We start from the raw sequence: 17,789 nt of genomic DNA, 5'->3' as shown, positions 1-17,789 counted from the left end.
GGATCAGCCGGCTTATGATTGTCCTGGAGGGGGTTTCCAAACGCTACCGGGTGCTCGAGCCCGGGCGTGGCCTCGGGGGCTTCGTGCGGAGCCTGGTGAAGCCGCGTTACCGGGAAATTACCGCCCTGGACAACATCAGCCTCACCGTCCCGCAGGGGCAGGTGGTCGGCTACATCGGACCCAACGGGGCAGGCAAGTCCACAACCATCAAGATCATCGCGGGGATCGTCCGCCCCTCGGCGGGTCGGGTTGTTGTGGCGGGCCGAGACCCGTTCCGCCAGCGCACCGCCCACCAGCTGGAACTCGGGGTGGTGATGGGCCACCGCACCCGGCTTTTCTGGGACCTGCCGGTGCTGGAGTCGCTCCGCTACCACGCCAAGGTGTATCGCCTCAGCCAGAGTGGATTGGATCAGCGCATCGGTGCCATGGCCCGGCAATTCGGCATCGAGGGGTTGCTCTCGCAGCCGGTACGCCAGCTGAGCCTTGGACAGCGCGTCCGGTGCGACTTGGCCCTCGCCTTCCTCCACCACCCCAGGGTGCTCCTGCTCGATGAGCCTACCATCGGCCTGGACTTCGACAGCAAGGCGTTGCTGCGGTCCGCTATCCGTCAGGTGGCCTCTGATCTACAGACGACCGTCATCCTGACGTCGCACGACTTGGACGATGTTGAAGCCTTGAGCGATCGTATCGTCCTGCTCGACGAGGGCCGAGTCCTCTACGACGGAACCCTCCGACAACTCCGAGCCCAGCACGGCGTACTCCCCGAGCTCCGGCTAAGGCTCGAAGCCGGGGCGGATCAGGTGCGCGCTTGGCTTGAGGGGCTGGGCGGAGTACGGGAGGTCTACACCCACGACGGCTGGGTGTGCGTCGCCCATGAGGGGGGAGGAGCCCCTGCGGCTGTGCTTGCGCGCCTTCTTCCACAAACCCCGGTCAGGGAGATGACCACCCACGAACCCTCGATCGAGGAGGTACTCCGGCGGGTCTACCGGGGAGCAAGGTAGAGATGATCCCTTATACCGCCAACCTCCGTGTCGGATTTCAGCTGGCCCTCGCATACCGTAGAGCGGCCGCGGTCTGGGTCGTCGGAGAGCTGGCGCTCCTGGTGGCATTTTACTTTTTGTGGCGCGCGGTTTTCCTTTCCGTACCCGCAGGGTCATTTGCGGATCGGGACTTCGCTGCTTTCTACTTGTACTTATTGACCGCGCGACTCGCAGCGCGATTCACCGGCGGGCCTGCCTGGGGGTTCTTTGCCCAGCGCGTCCGTGTGGGAACCGTTGTGTACGACTTGGTACAGCCGGTCGAACTGGAGTATGCCCTCCTAGCCCGGTGGTTAGGGCAGAAGGCCGGACAGTTGGTCATGGCGCTGCCGGCCTACGCCACCGCAGCGTTCGTCTCCGGGGCCTGGAGCGCTGGCGAGTGGCGGTTGGGGTGGTTCTTCCTGAGCCTGGTGGTGGGTTTTGCCTGTGCCTACTTTTTCGAGTTCTTGATGAGCCTCTCGGCTTTCTACACTAGCGCGCAGCAGGGGATCAACGAAGCCAAGGCCCTGGTCGTGGCGCTCCTGAGCGGGGCATTTTTCCCCATTGACCTGCTGCCGGATCGCTACGCCCTTCTAGCCAGTCTGCTGCCTTTCCAGGCCTTTATCTACCTTCCTGCGCGCATGCTGCAGCCGTCCATGCCGGAGAGCGAGATCTTCCGCGGACTGGCGGTGCAGCTGTTCTGGCTCCTGGTGCTTGCTGCAAGCTCCCGCTTCCTCCTCGGACGAGTACGCCAGCGGTTCAACGTGCAAGGAGGATAAATGACCCACTACCTCGCCCTCGCGCTGGCCGCCCTGAGGCTGCAATTCGCGACCTGGAAGCAGTACCGGGTGGACTATACCGCTGGCGTGCTCACCGTGCTCCTGGAGCAGGCCCTGACCCTGGTGCTTTTCTCCGTCATCTTCACACACGTGCCGCAAGTCCGCGGCTGGACCTTCCCCGAGATGCTCGTGCTTTACGGGTTGAACCGAATGGCGCTCGGCCTTGCCGACACTCTGGGGGAGAGCCTATGGTGGGTCGGCAGCTACGCCCAGGACGGCAGCCTGCTGCTCTACAAGCTCCGTCCGCTCGGGGTACTCTTCCAGCTCCTCACTGAGCGGATCCACTTCGAGCGGATTTCAGGATGCCTGACCGGGCTGATCCTGGTCCTCCATGGAGCGTCCGCGGCCGGGGTGGAATGGACTGCCGGTAAGGTTGCCACGGTCCTCTTATTTGTTCTCCTGGGCGCGTTCATCTATCTCGGGCTCATGATCCTGGGGGCTGCCGTAGCCATGCGGGTCATCGGCAGTTTGGACGCCATCACGACCTTGTGGAGCTTAACCGAGTTCGCCAAGTACCCGCTTCCCATCTTCGGTCGAACCGGGGCCTTTCTCCTGACGTTCGTCGTCCCGCTGGCGCTGACCGGCTATGTTCCTGCCGCTCTCCTGCTCGACGAGCACACACGCACAGCAGGCACCATCGCCCTTGCCGAGGCTTTGGTCGCTGCCGGCGCGTTCTTCGGCTTGTGCCTGCTGGCGTGGTCGTGGGCCCTCCGCGCTTATGAGGGGACTGGGAACTGAGAGCCAACCTGCGGCGATAGCGGTGGGGGTGCTTAATGGGCATGAGGTATCGCAAGGTCGGTAAGTGGGGCCTTCAGGTCTCCGAGATCGCCCTGGGTGCCTGGGCCAGCTTCGGAGATTGCGTGAAGGATGTGGGCGAGGTCAAGAAGATCGTGTGTCTGGCCTACGAGTCCGGCGTCAACTTCTTCGATAACGCGGACACCTATGCGAACGGATGCGCTGAAGAACTCATGGGCAGCGTGCTCGCCGAGTACCCACGCAGCACCCTCGTCCTCGCCTCGAAGGCGGGATGGCCTGTGTCCGGGTGTCCCAATAGCCAGGGCCTCTCCCGCAAGCACCTGCGCGCCTCTCTGCAGGCCAGCCTTCAAAGGCTACGAACGGATTATCTGGATATCTACTTTGCTCACCGCCACGACCCGGATGTACCCCTCGAGGAGATTGTCACGACCATGAGCGCGTTCGTTGATCAGGGGCTTATCCTCTACTGGGGAACCAGCGAGTGGCCTGTCGCACGGCTGGCGGGTGCATGCGAGTTTGCCAGGGCGAATGGGCTGCATCCACCTATCTGCGAGCAGGTTGACTACTCGATCCTTTACAGGAAGCGGTGGGAAAACACCCTGGCGCCGGAGGCGGAGCCGCTCGGATTGGGCTTGATGGCCACGAGCCCGTTGGCGATGGGGGTGCTCACCGGGAAGTACGACGACGGGATCCCCCCCGGTAGCCGGTTGGCCCGGCATAAGGTGCTGAAGGAAGCTCTGCTGACGCCTCACAACCTCGCTCGTGTGCGGGAATTGGCGGCGGTCGCTGCCGAGCACGGAATGACCCGGGCTCAGCTCGCGCTAGCTTGGGTTTTGCGACGCAAGGAGCTTTCATGCGCCATCGTGGGAGCCACCGGGATAGGGCAGCTTCAGGAAAACCTTGGTGCGGCCGGGGTAGTGCTCGCACCCGAGGCCGTGGCACAGATCGAGCGGATTATAGGTGGCAAAAGCTCAACCGCGAGCACCACTTGACCACCTACTGTCCTTATCGGAGTTGGCGACGGTATGCACGCACGGGACAAACCTCTCCCGATCCTCCGAGCAACTACCCGCCGGGAACGCCTCGAGAGGGCCCGGCACATCGCAGATTGGATCCTGGGCCATTACTCGGACGCGGTTGTGGCCATCGGAATCTATGGGTCCACCGCACGGGGCTCCGACGAGCCCTACTCCGACCTGGAGATGTCGGTCCTCATGCGAAGCTCACCCACCCCCGGCAGGGACGAGCGCTACGTGCAAGGGCTCAAAATCAGCGTCGAATTCCACACCGTGGGGTCGGTCTACCGGCGCCTGCAGCGGGTAGACCTGACCTGGCCCTTGTGCGTAGACCAGTTTGTCTCGGTCTTATCCCTGTACGACCCGGAGGGGCACTGGCCCAAGCTAAAGCTGCTCGTTGATCAGCTGCCGTCCGGATCGTTCGTGCAAGCCATTCGCGAGGGGATCGTGGGGGAATTGTTGGAGAACTTCGCCAAGCTGGAGAATGCCCGAAAACGCGACGACGCCCCTGCAATGCGATGGATCGCCTGGAACCTCGCGTGGGATGTGGCCATGATCTCCGCCCTCATGAACCGGGCATACTTCACCTCTTGGTCGCGCACACCCGACGAGATCCTCCGACTGCCGTCGCTGCTGCCCGCGGTTAAGAGCCTCGTGGAGAAGTTCCGCAACGGCGATCTGCGCAGCGCCAAGGGGCTCCATCGTTGTTGCGAAGCCGCAGTGAGGGGGGTTGTGCAACATGTGGCAACCCTTGGCGTCCACGTCCAAGTCGAACCGTCCCTGGCAGGACCTCCCCGGGAGCAGATCGGGGGAGGTGGGCCCGGATCGAAACGATAAGCGTTGTGGAGGAGGAGGATGGCTAATAAGGACACCCGAACACTCGAGGAAAGGATAGAGGAACTACAGGCGGTGGTGACGAAGCTCTTCGTCCAAATGGATGCCCAGCGTATTGGAGGTCCGGGGAATGCCGGTGCTGCTGATGGCGGCGAGTTGCCGGACTTTGGCCCTTGGATGGACACGACATGTTGCTACGCCAGGGTCATCGCCCTTCGGACCGACCTCCAGGGTCGCTTCCAGTTTGCCACACTTAAACTGCTGCACGACTGCTCTGATGAGCGCCGACCTGCCTGGAGAGAGGGCGCCATCTTCGACCTGCGCAACCCGGCCTGGGAGGCTGAACTGAAGCGAGCCCAGAACTATGACCTGCTGGTTGGTGTAAGGGTTCTTCCGGACGGACGAGTCGTCGGGATCGAACTGGCACGCCCTAACAAGAAACCCCGGGCCTCGACGCCCGGCGTTTCCCAGTTGCGAGCGGAAAGGGCACCAAAAGTGGACAAGGAGGCTCCGTAACTTTAGAAGGTGGTGAAGTCCAGAGCTATGCCCCCAACGGCCCCAGTCCCACCCTTTGACCCCCTGTCGCCGGAGGTCCTTGCCGACCCCTATCCAGCGTACGCGCGCCTGCGTATGTCGGACCCTGTGCACTGGGGGATTCCCCACACGCGCGCCGGAGCGTGGTATGTATTCCGCCACGCCGACATCGCGAGCCTCCTCAGGGATCCGCGGTTGTCGCGACGACGACCGGCTACTGGGAGGGGAGTCCCCTCTGGAAGACCCATTTCCGAGCCATACCGTGGCTTTTTGCGGATGATGGCTCAACAGGTGGGATTTCAGAATACTGTTGGTCACGCTCGTCTGCGGGCGGTGATGGGGCCGCTTTTGTCTCCGCGTGCAGTCGCTGGTGTAGTCCCGCGAGTCGAGTGGGTCGCCCGCAAGCTGCTACAGGACATCGAGGACCAGCATTCCATGGATGTACTCAACGAGTATGCTCTTCCGCTGGTACTCAGGGTGTTGGCGGAATTGCAGGGCGTTCCGGAGAGTTCGTTCGAGGAGTTGCGCGCCTGGATCGGGGTGATCTCCAGTGTGAGCTCTTCCTCTCCCAAGGAAGAGCTTCTAAGAGCCAACCGGGCGGTGGCCGAGTATGGCCAGCTGGTAGAAGGACTCGCGGGGGAGGCTGGGGGGAGCCCCCAGGGAACCGTGCTGGCTGGCATGTTAGCTGCGCGGGAATTAGGACAGGTCAGCCAAACAGAATTCGTCGCGAACCTGCTGGCCTTGCTCGACGCTGGTACCCAGACCACCGCTGACTTCATTACGAACAGCGTGTTGGTACTCTTGAGCCACCAGGACCAGCTCAAGCTTCTCAGGGAGGACCCGCAGTTGCTGGGCTACGCAGTCCAGGAACTCTTGCGCTTCGAAAGCCCAGTGCAGATCGTTGGCCGCTGGGCAACTGAGAGCTTCGTTTTTCAGGGTAAAGGGATCGAGCGGGGCCAAGTCGTGTACCTAGTCCTGGGCTCGGCTAACCGTGATCCCAGCTGGGTGAGCGATCCGGACCGGCTTGACTTAAAAAGGAAGCTGGACCGTACAGCAGCCTTTGGCGGAGGAACCCACTATTGCCTAGGTGCCCCGCTAGCCCGCCTGATAGGGGGAAAAGCTCTAGAGATTCTTCTACAGTGGAAAGGCAGCTTGTCTTTGCAGACCAGCAGGCTTATATGGCGGCCCGCGTTCGGGTTTCGTGGGCTTACTGAGCTGAGGGTATCATGGTAATGGCAGCATGCGTATTTCAGAAGATTCGAGCCACACTTTTCGTCGGAAGCCGAGCCGGTGATTCAGTAACTCACCTTACGCGGCAAAGCTGAGAGACTGTCGTAAAAGTCCGCTATACTTGAAGGGTGGCTTCTACACGGAGATCTTACCCCAGCGACCTGTCGGACGCGGAGTGGGCCATCCTGGAGCCGTTGATCCCCGCCCCCAAGCCCGGTGGCCGACCCGCAAAGGTGCCGAGGAGGGAGATCGTCAGCGCCATACTTTACGTCCTGGAAAACGGCATCAAGTGGCGGGCCATGCCCCATGACTTACCCCACTGGTCTACGGTCTACCACTACTTCCGCAAGTGGCAGAAGGAGGGGGTCTGGGAGCGGGTGGCCCAGGCCCTGGTCCGGTGGGATCGGGAGCGAGAAGGAAGGCAGGCTTGCCCCAGCGCTCTTGTCATGGATAGTCAGTCCGTCAAGACCACGGAAAAAGGGGGCCCCGGGGACACGACGGGGCGAAGAAGGTCAAAGGGAGAAAGCGGCAGAACACGGGGGGCCGTCTCTTGAACGGAAGGGGTGTGGGGCGGCAGTCCCCGACCAGACCGCAGTTCGGTTGGTCGGGGAAGGATAGCCCCGCCAGGACAAAGTCCTGTATACTGTTTTTGTAGGTCGTCCCCGGAACGGGGATGCGCGTAAAGGGAGCCGCAGGCGAGTGTCCTACACACGTTTGAGCCTGTGAGGATGGTCGCGCGAAACTCCAACCAAAGTTGGTTGCGAGTAGTTCATGGCCTTTGTCCACCCGGCCAATGAGCACGACAAGTGGGGTGGGCAGGCGTTGCTTTTGGGGATGGACCTCTCCTTGTGGCCCCGGGTGCGCAAGCTCTTTGTGGACTGGGGCTACCGGGGTTTGCGGGAGGTGGCTAGGGGGCTGGGACTGGAGCTGGAGGTGGTGGCCCGTCCTTACGCGGGGGTGCGGGGGGTCTGGGTGCGGGAGGGGGAGGAGGTGCCGGAGATCCCGCGGGAGGGTGGGTTCAAGCCCCTGCCCAAGCGGTGGGTGGTGGAGCGGACCTTTGCCTGGATGGGGCGAAACCGACGGCTGGGGAAAGATTACGAGTACCCCCCTGAGGTAACGGAAGCCTGGATGTATTTAGGCATGATACGCTTGCTGGTGAAGCGGCTGGCCAGGGCCGCTTAAGCTGGAGGAGGGGACTTTTACAACAGTTTCTGAAATGGCATAGATTGAAAAGGTGAATCCCCAGCCCCTGGATTTGTACACCGATTACTTGTTGAGCAGCTTTGGAGCGGCGACGGCCACAGGATTGTCGCGGATGGTGGATGGAGCCATAAGCCACGACCAGATCACCCGCATGCTGGGGGGAGATTGACAAGGCTCGGTGCAGTTGTGGCGCAAGGTCAAAGCCACGGTGCGAAAGATACAGCGTGAGGAAGGGGTGCTGATTCTGGATGATAGCATTTTGGAGAAACCCTACACGGACGAGAACGATATAGTGGCCTGGCAATAGCAAAGAGCGGATGGTCAAGGGGATCAACTTTGTGAGCCTGTTGTATCACAGCCAGGGGCTGACCTTGCCGGTAGGCTACGTGCTGGTGGAGAAGACGGAAGTCTATGTAGATCAGAAAAGTGGCCAGCGCAAACGCCGCAGCCAGGTGAGCAAGAATGAACACGCCCGCTACCTGCTGCAAACCGCAGTGCATAACCAGATTCCCTTCCAGCACGTGCTCAACGACGTCTGGCTTGCCTCGGCGGCGAACATGCGATTTATCGTGCTGGACATGAAGAAGCACTTTGTGATGCCGCTCAAAAGCAATCGCAAGGTAGCGCCAGGTTATCGGCACCGCCGGTATGCGCTGTGCGCACCCCCTATGAGCCAAGAACAACAGCAAAGGGGTCAATGGACAGGAGTGGAGGGTCTGGACTACCAAGACCCCACCCCCCGGCAGGTATATCTGGAAGGGGTTCCCTTCCCCCTGCTGCGGGTTCGGCAAGTCTTCACCCACGAAGATGGGAGCCAGGGGGTGTTGTATTTGTGTAGCAGCGATACCACCCTGGACTTTGAACGGATGATCGAGCTCTATCAAAAACGATGGGAGATCGAGCGCTTTCATCAATCCATCCGACAAAACGCTGCCCTGGCCAAGTCGCCTACCAAGACCCTGACCACCCAGGCCAACCATTTCTTTGCGGCTATGTGGGCCTTTGTCAAGCTGGAACTCCTCTCCCACCAGACCCAAATCAACTACTTCGCCCTCAAGGCCAAGCTCTATCTGGTTGCCAGTCGGGCTGCTTTTCAGGAACTACAGCAGATCAAAGCTCAACTGACCGCGTAAGGTATACCTTCGTTTGCTACCGCATAGCCCCACCCCAGCCATTCTGAGGAGGACATGACTGCGAACCAGATTGTGGGCTAGGATGAGGAGGTTTATCCGGGCTACGAGGCCCCCGAAGCTCTTGCTCTCTACTTGGCGAAGCCGGAAAGACCTGACCAGGACGCCAAAGCGCACCTCTATCCAGTTTCTCCCCATCCACTCCCTCCACCTAGCGGAACCCCCGGTCCCCCAGGACCGGGCCCAAGCCCGAATCTTCCACCCGGCCCCGGGCCCAGATCTCCCCGGTGTTGCCCGGCAGGACGCCCCAGCGCACGGGGTATGAAAACCTATGCTGGGGTAGGAAGCAGGCGTGCGCCCGAGGATGTGCTAAAGCTGATGGGGAAGATTGCCCGGCGGCTGGCGGAGCGGGGCTGGGCGCTGCGAACGGGTGGGGCAGAAGGGGCTGACCGGGCGTTTGAGCGGGGGGCCCGTGCGGGCGGTGGAGCAGTTGAGGTGTTTCTGCCGTGGCCGGGATACAACGGCTACCGGGAAGGGGCGCTGAAAGCCCCGAGCCCGGAGGCGGTGCGGCTGGCGGCAGCATTGCATCCGGCCTGGGGGCGTCTGTCACCGGCGGTACAGCGGTTGATGGCCCGGAACTCCCACCAGATCTTGGGGCTCGACCTGAACGACCCGGTGGCCTTCGTCCTCTGCTGGACACCGGACGGGGCCGAGTCGGAGCAAGAATGCGGGCCGGAAACTGGTGGCACGGGGCAGGCGATCCGGCTGGCCTCGAGGTGGGGCGTGCCCGTGGTCAACCTCAAAAGAGAGGACGCGTTGGAGAAGATAGCTCGGCTGGTCAAGGGTTGAACCAGGGGGCGGCAGGAGCCGCCCCCCTCCGGTGGGCATGAAAACGCTAGCGATCACCATCGGGGTCTTCAGGAATCAGGTCTATGCCTACCGGCTGCGGCAGGATGAGGAGGGGCGGGTGCGCCTCGAGCTCGGCCTCAAGGGGAGCGAGCGGGTGTGGGAGTGGCGGCCCTGGAAGGAGGGGGGCCTGGAGCAGATGCGGACGCTGTACCAGACCCTCCAGGCCCACGACCGGGGGCGGTGGCTGAAGGTGGAGTAGTATTACATGGTATGATAAAGCCATGCGAACCACCATCTACCTGCCCAACGACCTCGCCCGGGTGGTGGAGGCTTACCTGAAGGAGCACCCCGAGACCAGCCTCTCGGCCCTGGTGCAGGAGGCGCTGGAGGCCAGGTTGCGCCGCAACCCGGCGGCCCTTTTGGAGCTGGCTGGGGTCGTCGAGAAGGCCTCGGTAAACGCCGGGGAGGGGGCTGAGGACCGTCTGTACCGCCAGGAGCGATGACCCCGCAGAGGCTGGTTCTGGACGCGGGGCCGCTGATCGCGCTCTTCCACGCCGCCGACCCCGACCACGAGGCGGCGGTGCGCGGGTTCCGCGCGCTGGCGGAGGGGAATAGCCGCCTGATCACCCCCCTGCCGGTGGTGTTCGAGGTGTACAAGTGGCTGCTCTTCGAGGGGGGTGCGGCGGTGGCCCGGCGGGCCCTGGAGGGGATGGTGGAGGCGTTGGAGGTCGTTCCGCTCGGGCTGGAAGACCTCAAGGCCATCCAAATCCTGCTGGCCTCGAGGCCGGAGTGGAGGGGCACCCTGGAGGACGCCAGCGTGGTGCTCCTGGCCCTGCGGTCCAAAGCCCCGGTGTGGACGCTGAACTACCGCGACCTGGGGGTGTTCAGGGAGCTGTCGTTCTGGGCAGGCTGAGGGGGGCTTCTTGCCCCTCCGCCCCTCGCCCTGACAGGGAGGCAAGGGCCGCACTGTATTGCCTATCTGTAGTATCCTGTTCCCAGGAGGTAAAACCATGATCAGCACGGCTATATGGAGCAGCCGGATTCAGGCGGCTCTGGGGCGTGAGCCTCGGAGCGTGCAGGAGGCCCTCGAGGGTCTCCGGCAGGTCCTCAGGAGGGACGGGGTGAGCAAGGAGGAGTTCTTCAGGGCGGCCCGCGAGGGGTGGCGCTTCGAGCGCTTCCCCAAGGGCGACCAGGTGGCCCTCATCGTCTGGGCGGCCCTGAAGGAGGCCCTGGAGAAGGCCCGCAAGCACCTCGGCCATGGGACTCCCTCCACCCTGGTCGTTCGCAAGGACGACTCGGTGAAGGAGGAGGTCAAAGGGGTCAAGCCCGTGGGTACGTGGAAAGGCCCGGATCGGGTCTATGAAGTGTTCCCGTGGGACTTGCGTACCGCAGTGCGTAAGGGAACTCAAATCCAGCACCCCCAGTACGGCCAGGGAACCGTCCTCGAGGTGAACGGCAACGCCGTCACCGTGGGCTTCAAGGCGGGCCGTAAGAAGCTCGCTCTGAAAGCTACCAAGAGGATGCTCCTGGACAAGTACGCAGCCCAGCCCGACCGCCGGGTAGCCGACGCGAAAGGTGCGCTCGAGCGCTTCCTCTCCTCCAGGGAGGAGGTTCGCAGCCTGAGCCGCCTGGAGCGGGAGGAGGAACTCGCGGGCAACCCGCACTTCTCCGAAGGCCTCGTCTCGCAAGAGACGGTGGAGCGGCTGGCGAAGGTGGGTATTGCGGTAGACCCCTACAACGCTCTTGAGGGACTGGCTTCGGTGGATTCCCTCGCCGCCCGGGAAGAGAAGTTCAAGGAGGGCGTCCTGGGGATCGCTATCCTCAGAACCCGTGACGGCAAGGCCGTCGGCTTCCGCAAGCCGGGCTTGTGGGAGACGAAAGTCGCTCCCGACGCAGGGCGTGAGAGCTTTGCAGCGCTCGTCGAAGCGCAGATGGCCCACGCGGTTCTGGCGGAGATGCTCCAGGGGGAGGGCTGGTCGGTGAGCGAGGTGCGCGAGCGCCTGAGGGAACTGGCCAAAGCCCTACCACCGGCTGATGCCAGGCGGCTCTTCGGTCTCTTGCAGGAGATCGCCGCCCTCCGCCTCTTGAAGGCGGAACTGCATCGTGCCGGGTTTGCACCCGTTCGGGCCGTCGCTTACCGCGACTCGAGCGGGGAAGTCGTCTACACCGCGCCGGTTTACGGCTAAGGTAAGCGTCCTTCTCTGCCTCTCAGGGAATGTCCTTTTCTCTGAGGGGTTCTTTTTTTGGAGGTGGCGATGAAGGTTCTCTCTTATCCCAGGTTCCCCTATCCCAATCTCTGGCGCGGCTACGCCTGGTGCGACGTGGACGTGTACCGGCTGGGCCGGGAGGTGCTGGTGGTGCTGCGCGACCAGAACGATCACGGCGGCACCAGCCTGACCAACGCCTTGGAGCGGGTGGCTCGCAAGGTGCGGCAGGAGTTGCTGGAGCCTGCCGGGCTGGCGGGGCTGGAGACCCGCTGGATCGAATGGAGCCGGGTGGACAAAATCGCCAGCCGGGTGGAATTCCGCGACCCGGAAGCCCTCGAGGGCCCCTGCTGGCAGTACCTCCCCCCGGAGGAGTTCGCCCGAATCCTGGAGGGCTTTGAGGCTCCCGATCCGCTCGAGGAGTGGATCCGTGAGGGGGCGCTGCGGGTCGAGGAGTGGGAGGAGACCCGCGACGAGCCCGCCCGGAGACGGCCCGACTAGGGGGGACCGGCGGGGCGAACCAGGGGGCGGCAGGAGCCGCCCCCCTCCTTTGCGCGAGGAGGTAGCCATGAAAGCCGACGCGCTCATGCAGAGCATCGAGACCTGGTTGAAGCAACTGGCCGCCGAACTCCGGGAGGGGCACACCCAGGGCTTCGTGGGGTTCCTGGAAAAGATGGGCCGCTTCCCCCGCTACAGCGCCCGCAACACCCTGCTCATCCTCCTGCAGCGGCCCGACGCCACCCTGGTGGCCGGGATGAAGCGCTGGAATGAGCTGGGAAGGCGGGTGAGGAAGGGCGAGCGGGCCATCGCCATCCTCGCGCCCACCCTGAAGCGGGTGGAGGTGGTGGACGAGGAGACCGGCGAGGTGCGGGAAGAACGCCAGATCGTCGGCTTCCACACCGCCTATGTCTTCGACGTCTCGCAGACCGAAGGGGCCCCGCTGGAGCCGGCCAGGGTCCCGGCGAGCGAGGATGCGCTGCTGTACGCGCAGCTGGCGGCCGCCTGCCCGGTGCCGGTGGAGGAGGGGCTGCTGAGGGCCGGGATGGTGGGGAAAACCGATGGGAAGCGGATCGTGCTGGCCGCCGACCTGAGCCCTGCCCACAAAGCCGAGACCCTGTTGCACGAGTGGGCCCACGTGCTGCTGCACTTCGACGGGGCCCGACGCGAGGCGCGGGTGAAGGAGCTCGAGGCCGAGGCCACGGCCTACGCGGCGGGGCGGCAGCTCGGCCTCACGATGGAGAGCAGCCGCGACTACATCCTCCACTGGCAGGGCACGGTGGAGGGGCTGGAGGGGGCCCTGGAGCGCATCATGCGTGGGGCACGGGAGATCCTCGAAGCCCTCCCTGCACAGCCCGAGAGGGGGGGCAGCATAGAGGGGAAAGACCAGGGGGCGGCAGGAGCCGCCCCCTTCCTGCTTGCGAGGTGATGCGCATGGCGAAGAAGCAGCGGCTCAGGTTTGCCCGTGGACACGAGTGGGGCCTGGGACGGGCCACCCAGACCCACAAGGACAGACGGCACAGGCGGATAGGCACCCGTGGGGCCCGGCTCAGAAGGGCGCTCAGGGACGAGGGGTACTGATTCTTGCCCCCGTGGGAGGGAATATGAGCATAGACCTGGGGCAAGAGCGGGCGCGGGCCGTGCGGGCGCTGGACGAACTCCTCTCCGGCATCGCGGAGGCCCGGCGCGACCTCGAGCAGGCCCAGGCCCGGCTGCTGCTGGCCTCGAGGGGCATCCGGATCCGTCAGAGGGTGCTCGAGGCGGCCCTGAAGCTCCTGGCGGCAGACCCCAAGGCCTCCCTCGCCCCTCGACCCAAGCCCAATCCCCGGCCCCGCCTGAAGCCCCTGGATGACCTGCCGCTCACCCCCAGGGAGCGGGAGATCATGGAGCGGCTGCGGGGCGGTCGCTGAGGGGGAAGAACACCATAAAAGACCCAGGGGTGCACCGCACCTCGGTGATGAACTGCTGGTCGGTGCAGACCAGGTGCAGCTTCAGACCGTGAAAGTAGACCCGCTTGCTGGGGATGTAACCCCGGGAGGGGGAAGGTGTCGAGGACGTAGTGCTGGGCGGAGGAGAGATGCTGCCACAAGGATTGGCACAGGGGGAGCAGGTGGGGTATCCCGTGGGACAGGCTGTGCAGGCGGCGGCAGAACCGACTTCTGGAAGGAATAAAACTGAACAGTGAACAAAGCGTGTTCTTTGCAGTAGGCCAGGGCATGTTTGTGCTTGCCGGAGAAGAGGGCGGCCAGTATCCAGAGGGTGAGGACGACGCTGGCGGGGGTCTTGCTCTGGGGGTCGTCCTTGTGTCCGGTCAGCCCGGAGGGCTAAGCTTGGGAGCTTTGAGCAGAGCGTCTACAATGCAGAAGGCCACTAGAACGGTCCAGTTCATAGTGGCCTTCATTGTTCTACATCGTCTGAATAGGTAGCAACTTGGGTTATTCTTAGACTGGTTGATGTCGACGGCGATTCCTTCATCCTCGGTGCGCAGGCGCTGGAGGGCGTTTTCAGGGCGCGCATGTTTGCAGACGTGGAGGGGTAGGCATGGCAGATGTCCTTTTCAAAAAAGTTGATTACACCCTGAAAAAACTCATTGAGGATATCTCCATGGGGGAGATAGGTTTACCCGACATTCAGCGTCCTTTTGTCTGGCCGATGGCCAAGGTGCGCGACTTGTTTGACTCGATGTATCGCGGCTTTCCCATCGGCTATCTCCTTTTTTGGGAAAACGGTTATCCCGATGCGCATCGAACGATCGGAGCTAGCCAAAAACAAAGAGCGCCTCGGCTTCTCATCGTAGATGGGCAGCAGCGTTTGACCTCACTGTATGCCGTGATGAAAGCTGCGCCGGTTGCAACGAAAGATTTTAAGAAGCAGGGAATTAGAATCGCCTTCCATCCGCTTGGGGAAAAATTCGAGGTTTTTAACGCTGCCATTGAAAAAGATCCGGAATGGATTCCAGACATCAGCAAACTATGGCTTCCTGATACAAGACCGCACGCTTTCAAGAAAGGATTTCTGGAGCGATTAGCCGTGCGGCGTCCATTGACGTCGGAAGAGGAAGATAAAATTCACGAAAAGATTGACCGCTTGCTCAAACTCGATGAATTTCCCCTCACTGCTTTGGAAATCTCATCCTCCGTTGATGAAGACAAGGTCTCAGAGATCTTTGTGCGTATCAACAGCCAGGGAACGCCGCTCAACCAGGCCAATTTTATTCTGACGCTAATGTCGGTTTTTTGGGATGACGGGCGTAAAGAACTGGAACATTTTTGTGAGCGCAGCAAAAGACCATCAGCCGATGGCGCACCTTCGCCGTTCAATCATTACTTGCGTCCGAACCCCGACCAGCTACTTCGCGTCAGTGTGGCGTTGGGCTTCCGTCGCGCACGGCTTGAGCATGTGTATTCTCTGCTTCGTGGGAAAGATTTGGAAACCCGACAATTCTCTAAGGAACGGCGCGAAAAACAATTCGCCCTATTACGTGAGGCTCAGACATACACGCTAGACCTCCAGAATTGGCATGAATTCTTCAAAGTGTTGAAAAGGGCCGGTTATCCATCCGATCAAATCATCTCTTCGCAGATAGCGGTTTTATATACATATGCGCTGTGGTTAATTGGCAAACGGGATTTCAAGGTGGATTTATACGCGCTGCGCGAAATCATGGCGCGCTGGTTCTTCATGGCAACCCTCACCGCTCGATATACCGGTTCCCCCGAAACACGCTTTGAACAGGACATGGTGGTGCTACGCGGAGCAAGTACTGCTGCTGATTTTATCGGCATTCTCGACGAACAGATCAATGCTGTCTTGACCAGAGATTACTGGGAAGTCACACTTCCGAAGGAACTGGAAACCGCCGCGGCGCGGAGCACTGGACAATTCGCCTATTACGCGGCGCTTTGCTTGCTGGGAGCGCCCGTTCTGTATTCAAGGATGAAGGCATCTGAATTGCTCGATCCCTCATCGAAAGCTAAAAAATCTGCGCTGGAGAGGCACCATCTGTTCCCACGCAAATACTTGCAACGCATTGGGGTTAAAGAAAAGCGCCTCATCAACCAGGTGGCAAATTACGCTTTGGTGGAGTGGAGCGACAATATCAAGATTTCCGACAAAGCGCCGAACACCTACGTGCCGGGAATGGAACAGCGTTTTAATGCGAGCGAGCTTCAACAAATGTATACATGGCATGGGCTGCCCGAACGATGGTACGAACTGGACTACCCAACCTTTATTGGCGAACGCAGAAAACGCATCGCTCTGGTCATCAAAGCCGCTTTTGAAAAGCTGCGAGAAGGCGCATGAACAATGGGGCCAATCAACAATACCAGAAACTCGAATATTGCCTGACCCTGCTGGCCTGGCTCAACCATTTGCTGGGCTACGGATGCAGCCGCGATTGCTGGAAGACGTCAGGCAGGCCGACGAGGGCTTCGACGCTTCCGAGCGCAGTCACATCTTCCCCGACCGCGAGCGCCACCGGGCAGTACCGGTAGCCGTGGGCGGGCAGGCCACCCAAATCCGGAAGCACCCACCCGGCGAGGAAGGCTTCCTGGCCCTGGTGGGTCTTGATGCGAGCGCAGAAACGGTATCGCCTCGAAGCTAGTGGTATGGTAACTAAATTTCCGAAGTTATGTACCGCACACCGAATACATCGTTGTAGAGATTCCATCCCACCTCGGCCCCCGAGATGGCCTAAAAACGCCCTCCCTACCGCGTAGGGAGGGTGGGGGAGGGTATTAGGCAAGGCCCCCAATCGGCTGCGTGAAGGGCCAGGTCAGCCACCCCACCTGGCCTCCCCTACGCAGTAGGGGAGGGAAGGGGCGAAGCGGGGTGGGGTGCTTTTTGCATGACCGTACAGGCAAGGCACCGAAGGCCCCGGTTTACGCGACACGGCGCGTTCTGAAGGCTAAACCCCATACTGCGTATTTTGTTACCAGACCACTGAGGGCTGGACTTATCGTTACGACTCGCCTCATGCTCTAACTTCCGACTTGATTTTCATGACGGCCTCTGAGGAGGCGTGATTTGTTTCTGGATTAGCAGCAACACGTACAGAGCAGTCATCGCCAGCCCGAACCCAAGCATAAAGGTCGCTGTTGGGCCATACCAACTCCAAAGAATGCCCGCGATCACGTTGCCTAGAAGAACGGCTAGCCCTCCCGAGAGGGCCATCAGTCCGCTGGCGGTAGAGCGTCTGTCCTTCGGTACGCTGCTCATGACGAGAGGCTTCATGGCCCCGGCGATGGCTCCTGTACCCCCGTAGAGCAGGAACAGTGGCCAGATCATCACCGGAGCATGATGAACGTGTGCAAAGCCCAGATAGGTCAAGGCATAGCAGGCGATGCCGAGTGCCGTGGTATTGGCGAAACCAATACGATCCGCAAGGATTCCCGCAGGGTATGCCACCAGCATGGCGACCAAGCTGACCAGCGATACCGCTAGAGGGATCAAGGGGGTGGGCGTTCCTATCTGCTCGGCTCGAAGAATGAGGAAGGAGTCGCTCGAGTTGGCCAAGCCAAAAATTGTCATTACTAGCATGAGGAGGAAAAATGGTTGAGGGAGTTTGCGGAATTGGCTAAATGATATCGGCCTGCGAGGGCGTTGCTCTGTTGTGGTCTTGTCGCGTAGTTTCAGAAGAAGGAATAACGTCAGGAGTGAAGGAATGATAGCTGCTATAAACACCATCCGCAGCTGCTCGGGGAACAGCAACAGAACCACCGAGGTCAGAAGAGGACCTACCATGGCCCCCAGATGGTCAGCTGAGTTGTAGAAGCCAAAGTTCCGGCCCTGAAGGTGCTGGGGCACGCTCCCAGCGATCATTGCATCCCTGGCTGCTGAGCGTATTGAGCGCCCAAAGCGATCCAACCCCCGCAATAGCAGGACAAACCACCAGGAAAAGGCTACGAACATCAGGGTGCGACTGACGGTACTTAAAAGGTAACCGCCGACCACGAAGGGGGCATGGCGCTGTACTCGGTCAGACCATATACCGGAAGCTAGGGTAAGGATGCTCGAGACCGCCCCGGCAATGCCTTCGATCAGGCCCACGATAGCCGGTGAAGCACCTAGGACATTCGTTAGAAACAGCGGTAGGACGGGAGCTACCATGTTGTTGGCGGTGTCATTGAGAGTGCTGGCGGTGCTTACCAAGAACGTGGTGCGAGAAACCCCTCGCACA

23 protein-coding genes are annotated in these 17,789 nt (G+C 61.6%); 22 read left to right on the top strand and 1 reads right to left on the bottom strand.

Going from position 1 to position 17,789, the window contains the following annotated elements; all coding sequences use genetic code 11:
* Positions 1–14: 14 nt before the first annotated feature.
* From Q0X18_RS11755 to Q0X18_RS11655, 22 genes are all read left to right on the top strand, one after another.
* The gene (locus tag Q0X18_RS11755) at positions 15–1,001 is read left to right on the top strand and encodes an ATP-binding cassette domain-containing protein (RefSeq protein WP_013012844.1); all 987 of its coding nucleotides are present in this window, start codon (positions 15–17) and stop codon (positions 999–1,001) included.
* A gap of 2 nt (positions 1,002–1,003) precedes the next feature.
* Positions 1,004–1,795 (top strand): ABC-2 family transporter protein, encoded by a 792-nt coding sequence (locus Q0X18_RS11750; protein WP_013012845.1) that lies wholly within the window; start codon positions 1,004–1,006, stop codon positions 1,793–1,795.
* Positions 1,796–2,593 (top strand): ABC transporter permease, encoded by a 798-nt coding sequence (locus Q0X18_RS11745; protein WP_013012846.1) that lies wholly within the window; start codon positions 1,796–1,798, stop codon positions 2,591–2,593.
* Between the two features lie 35 nt (positions 2,594–2,628).
* A complete protein-coding gene (locus Q0X18_RS11740) occupies positions 2,629–3,603 on the top strand; it encodes an aldo/keto reductase (RefSeq protein WP_013012847.1) in 975 nt (324 codons plus the stop codon).
* 33 nt (positions 3,604–3,636) lie between these two features.
* Positions 3,637–4,464, top strand: coding sequence for a kanamycin nucleotidyltransferase C-terminal domain-containing protein (locus Q0X18_RS11735; RefSeq protein ID WP_013012848.1), 828 nt, complete (start codon positions 3,637–3,639; stop codon positions 4,462–4,464).
* A gap of 18 nt (positions 4,465–4,482) precedes the next feature.
* The gene (locus Q0X18_RS11730) at positions 4,483–4,977 is read left to right on the top strand and encodes a hypothetical protein (RefSeq protein WP_013012849.1); all 495 of its coding nucleotides are present in this window, start codon (positions 4,483–4,485) and stop codon (positions 4,975–4,977) included.
* Between the two features lie 453 nt (positions 4,978–5,430).
* Positions 5,431–6,228 carry a cytochrome P450 gene (locus tag Q0X18_RS11725; protein WP_157413565.1) on the top strand — a complete coding sequence of 266 codons (798 nt, stop codon included), beginning with the start codon at positions 5,431–5,433 and terminating at the stop codon, positions 6,226–6,228.
* A 125-nt stretch (positions 6,229–6,353) separates the two neighbouring features.
* Positions 6,354–6,779, top strand: a complete 426-nt coding sequence (locus Q0X18_RS16190) for an IS5 family transposase (protein ID WP_015586368.1) — start codon at positions 6,354–6,356, stop codon at positions 6,777–6,779.
* Between the two features lie 217 nt (positions 6,780–6,996).
* On the top strand, positions 6,997–7,407 hold the full coding sequence (locus Q0X18_RS11720) for an IS5/IS1182 family transposase (RefSeq protein WP_018465403.1): 411 nt from the start codon (positions 6,997–6,999) through the stop codon (positions 7,405–7,407).
* Positions 7,408–7,459: 52 nt separating this feature from the next.
* Positions 7,460–7,597 (top strand): hypothetical protein, encoded by a 138-nt coding sequence (locus Q0X18_RS11715; RefSeq protein ID WP_156941926.1) that lies wholly within the window; start codon positions 7,460–7,462, stop codon positions 7,595–7,597.
* 148 nt (positions 7,598–7,745) lie between these two features.
* The gene (locus tag Q0X18_RS11710; RefSeq protein WP_015586370.1) at positions 7,746–8,561 is read left to right on the top strand and encodes a transposase; all 816 of its coding nucleotides are present in this window, start codon (positions 7,746–7,748) and stop codon (positions 8,559–8,561) included.
* 318 nt (positions 8,562–8,879) lie between these two features.
* Positions 8,880–9,407, top strand: a complete 528-nt coding sequence (locus tag Q0X18_RS11705; protein ID WP_013012852.1) for a hypothetical protein — start codon at positions 8,880–8,882, stop codon at positions 9,405–9,407.
* A gap of 37 nt (positions 9,408–9,444) precedes the next feature.
* Positions 9,445–9,666, top strand: coding sequence for a hypothetical protein (locus Q0X18_RS11700; protein WP_297562652.1), 222 nt, complete (start codon positions 9,445–9,447; stop codon positions 9,664–9,666).
* 22 nt (positions 9,667–9,688) lie between these two features.
* On the top strand, positions 9,689–9,910 hold the full coding sequence (locus Q0X18_RS11695) for a CopG family transcriptional regulator (RefSeq protein ID WP_297562650.1): 222 nt from the start codon (positions 9,689–9,691) through the stop codon (positions 9,908–9,910).
* Positions 9,907–10,320 (top strand): type II toxin-antitoxin system VapC family toxin, encoded by a 414-nt coding sequence (locus tag Q0X18_RS11690; RefSeq protein ID WP_297562647.1) that lies wholly within the window; start codon positions 9,907–9,909, stop codon positions 10,318–10,320. The genes Q0X18_RS11695 and Q0X18_RS11690 overlap by 4 nt, the downstream gene beginning before the upstream one ends.
* A gap of 97 nt (positions 10,321–10,417) precedes the next feature.
* Entirely contained in the window at positions 10,418–11,593 is a 1,176-nt protein-coding gene (locus Q0X18_RS11685; protein ID WP_297562645.1) for a hypothetical protein, read from the top strand.
* Positions 11,594–11,662: 69 nt separating this feature from the next.
* Positions 11,663–12,112 (top strand): hypothetical protein, encoded by a 450-nt coding sequence (locus Q0X18_RS11680; RefSeq protein ID WP_129865573.1) that lies wholly within the window; start codon positions 11,663–11,665, stop codon positions 12,110–12,112.
* A 67-nt stretch (positions 12,113–12,179) separates the two neighbouring features.
* Complete coding sequence (locus tag Q0X18_RS11675) at positions 12,180–13,037, top strand: ArdC-like ssDNA-binding domain-containing protein (protein ID WP_297562641.1); 858 nt, start codon at positions 12,180–12,182, stop codon at positions 13,035–13,037.
* A gap of 5 nt (positions 13,038–13,042) precedes the next feature.
* On the top strand, positions 13,043–13,189 hold the full coding sequence (locus Q0X18_RS11670; RefSeq protein WP_297562639.1) for a hypothetical protein: 147 nt from the start codon (positions 13,043–13,045) through the stop codon (positions 13,187–13,189).
* Between the two features lie 23 nt (positions 13,190–13,212).
* On the top strand, positions 13,213–13,518 hold the full coding sequence (locus Q0X18_RS11665; RefSeq protein WP_297562637.1) for a hypothetical protein: 306 nt from the start codon (positions 13,213–13,215) through the stop codon (positions 13,516–13,518).
* Between the two features lie 631 nt (positions 13,519–14,149).
* Positions 14,150–15,913, top strand: a complete 1,764-nt coding sequence (locus Q0X18_RS11660; protein ID WP_297562635.1) for a DUF262 domain-containing protein — start codon at positions 14,150–14,152, stop codon at positions 15,911–15,913.
* A gap of 82 nt (positions 15,914–15,995) precedes the next feature.
* Positions 15,996–16,214, top strand: a complete 219-nt coding sequence (locus Q0X18_RS11655) for a hypothetical protein (RefSeq protein ID WP_297562633.1) — start codon at positions 15,996–15,998, stop codon at positions 16,212–16,214.
* Positions 16,215–16,609: 395 nt separating this feature from the next.
* Here the strand turns inward: Q0X18_RS11655 and Q0X18_RS11650 are convergent, their stop codons facing one another.
* Positions 16,610–17,788, bottom strand: coding sequence for an MFS transporter (locus Q0X18_RS11650; protein ID WP_297562631.1), 1,179 nt, complete (start codon positions 17,786–17,788; stop codon positions 16,610–16,612).
* Position 17,789 lies beyond the last annotated feature (1 nt).

The organism is Meiothermus sp. (genome assembly GCF_026004075.1).
Classification (GTDB): Bacteria; Deinococcota; Deinococci; order Deinococcales; family Thermaceae; genus Meiothermus.
This window is presented reverse-complemented; position numbering and strand designations above follow the sequence as displayed.

Bases quoted from the DNA above. Each gene is read 5' to 3' on its own strand.
- Q0X18_RS11755 (WP_013012844.1), top strand. From the start codon at position 15: ATGATTGTCCTGGAGGGGGTTTCCAAACGCTACCGGGTGCTCGAGCCC.
- Q0X18_RS11750 (WP_013012845.1), top strand. From the start codon at position 1,004: ATGATCCCTTATACCGCCAACCTCCGTGTCGGATTTCAGCTGGCCCTC.
- Q0X18_RS11745 (WP_013012846.1), top strand. From the start codon at position 1,796: ATGACCCACTACCTCGCCCTCGCGCTGGCCGCCCTGAGGCTGCAATTC.
- Q0X18_RS11740 (WP_013012847.1), top strand. From the start codon at position 2,629: ATGGGCATGAGGTATCGCAAGGTCGGTAAGTGGGGCCTTCAGGTCTCC.
- Q0X18_RS11735 (WP_013012848.1), top strand. From the start codon at position 3,637: ATGCACGCACGGGACAAACCTCTCCCGATCCTCCGAGCAACTACCCGC.
- Q0X18_RS11730 (WP_013012849.1), top strand. From the start codon at position 4,483: ATGGCTAATAAGGACACCCGAACACTCGAGGAAAGGATAGAGGAACTA.
- Q0X18_RS11725 (WP_157413565.1), top strand. From the start codon at position 5,431: ATGGATGTACTCAACGAGTATGCTCTTCCGCTGGTACTCAGGGTGTTG.
- Q0X18_RS11720 (WP_018465403.1), top strand. From the start codon at position 6,997: ATGGCCTTTGTCCACCCGGCCAATGAGCACGACAAGTGGGGTGGGCAG.
- Q0X18_RS11710 (WP_015586370.1), top strand. From the start codon at position 7,746: ATGGTCAAGGGGATCAACTTTGTGAGCCTGTTGTATCACAGCCAGGGG.
- Q0X18_RS11705 (WP_013012852.1), top strand. From the start codon at position 8,880: ATGAAAACCTATGCTGGGGTAGGAAGCAGGCGTGCGCCCGAGGATGTG.
- Q0X18_RS11700 (WP_297562652.1), top strand. From the start codon at position 9,445: ATGAAAACGCTAGCGATCACCATCGGGGTCTTCAGGAATCAGGTCTAT.
- Q0X18_RS11695 (WP_297562650.1), top strand. From the start codon at position 9,689: ATGCGAACCACCATCTACCTGCCCAACGACCTCGCCCGGGTGGTGGAG.
- Q0X18_RS11690 (WP_297562647.1), top strand. From the start codon at position 9,907: ATGACCCCGCAGAGGCTGGTTCTGGACGCGGGGCCGCTGATCGCGCTC.
- Q0X18_RS11685 (WP_297562645.1), top strand. From the start codon at position 10,418: ATGATCAGCACGGCTATATGGAGCAGCCGGATTCAGGCGGCTCTGGGG.
- Q0X18_RS11680 (WP_129865573.1), top strand. From the start codon at position 11,663: ATGAAGGTTCTCTCTTATCCCAGGTTCCCCTATCCCAATCTCTGGCGC.
- Q0X18_RS11675 (WP_297562641.1), top strand. From the start codon at position 12,180: ATGAAAGCCGACGCGCTCATGCAGAGCATCGAGACCTGGTTGAAGCAA.
- Q0X18_RS11670 (WP_297562639.1), top strand. From the start codon at position 13,043: ATGGCGAAGAAGCAGCGGCTCAGGTTTGCCCGTGGACACGAGTGGGGC.
- Q0X18_RS11665 (WP_297562637.1), top strand. From the start codon at position 13,213: ATGAGCATAGACCTGGGGCAAGAGCGGGCGCGGGCCGTGCGGGCGCTG.
- Q0X18_RS11660 (WP_297562635.1), top strand. From the start codon at position 14,150: ATGGCAGATGTCCTTTTCAAAAAAGTTGATTACACCCTGAAAAAACTC.
- Q0X18_RS11655 (WP_297562633.1), top strand. From the start codon at position 15,996: ATGCAGCCGCGATTGCTGGAAGACGTCAGGCAGGCCGACGAGGGCTTC.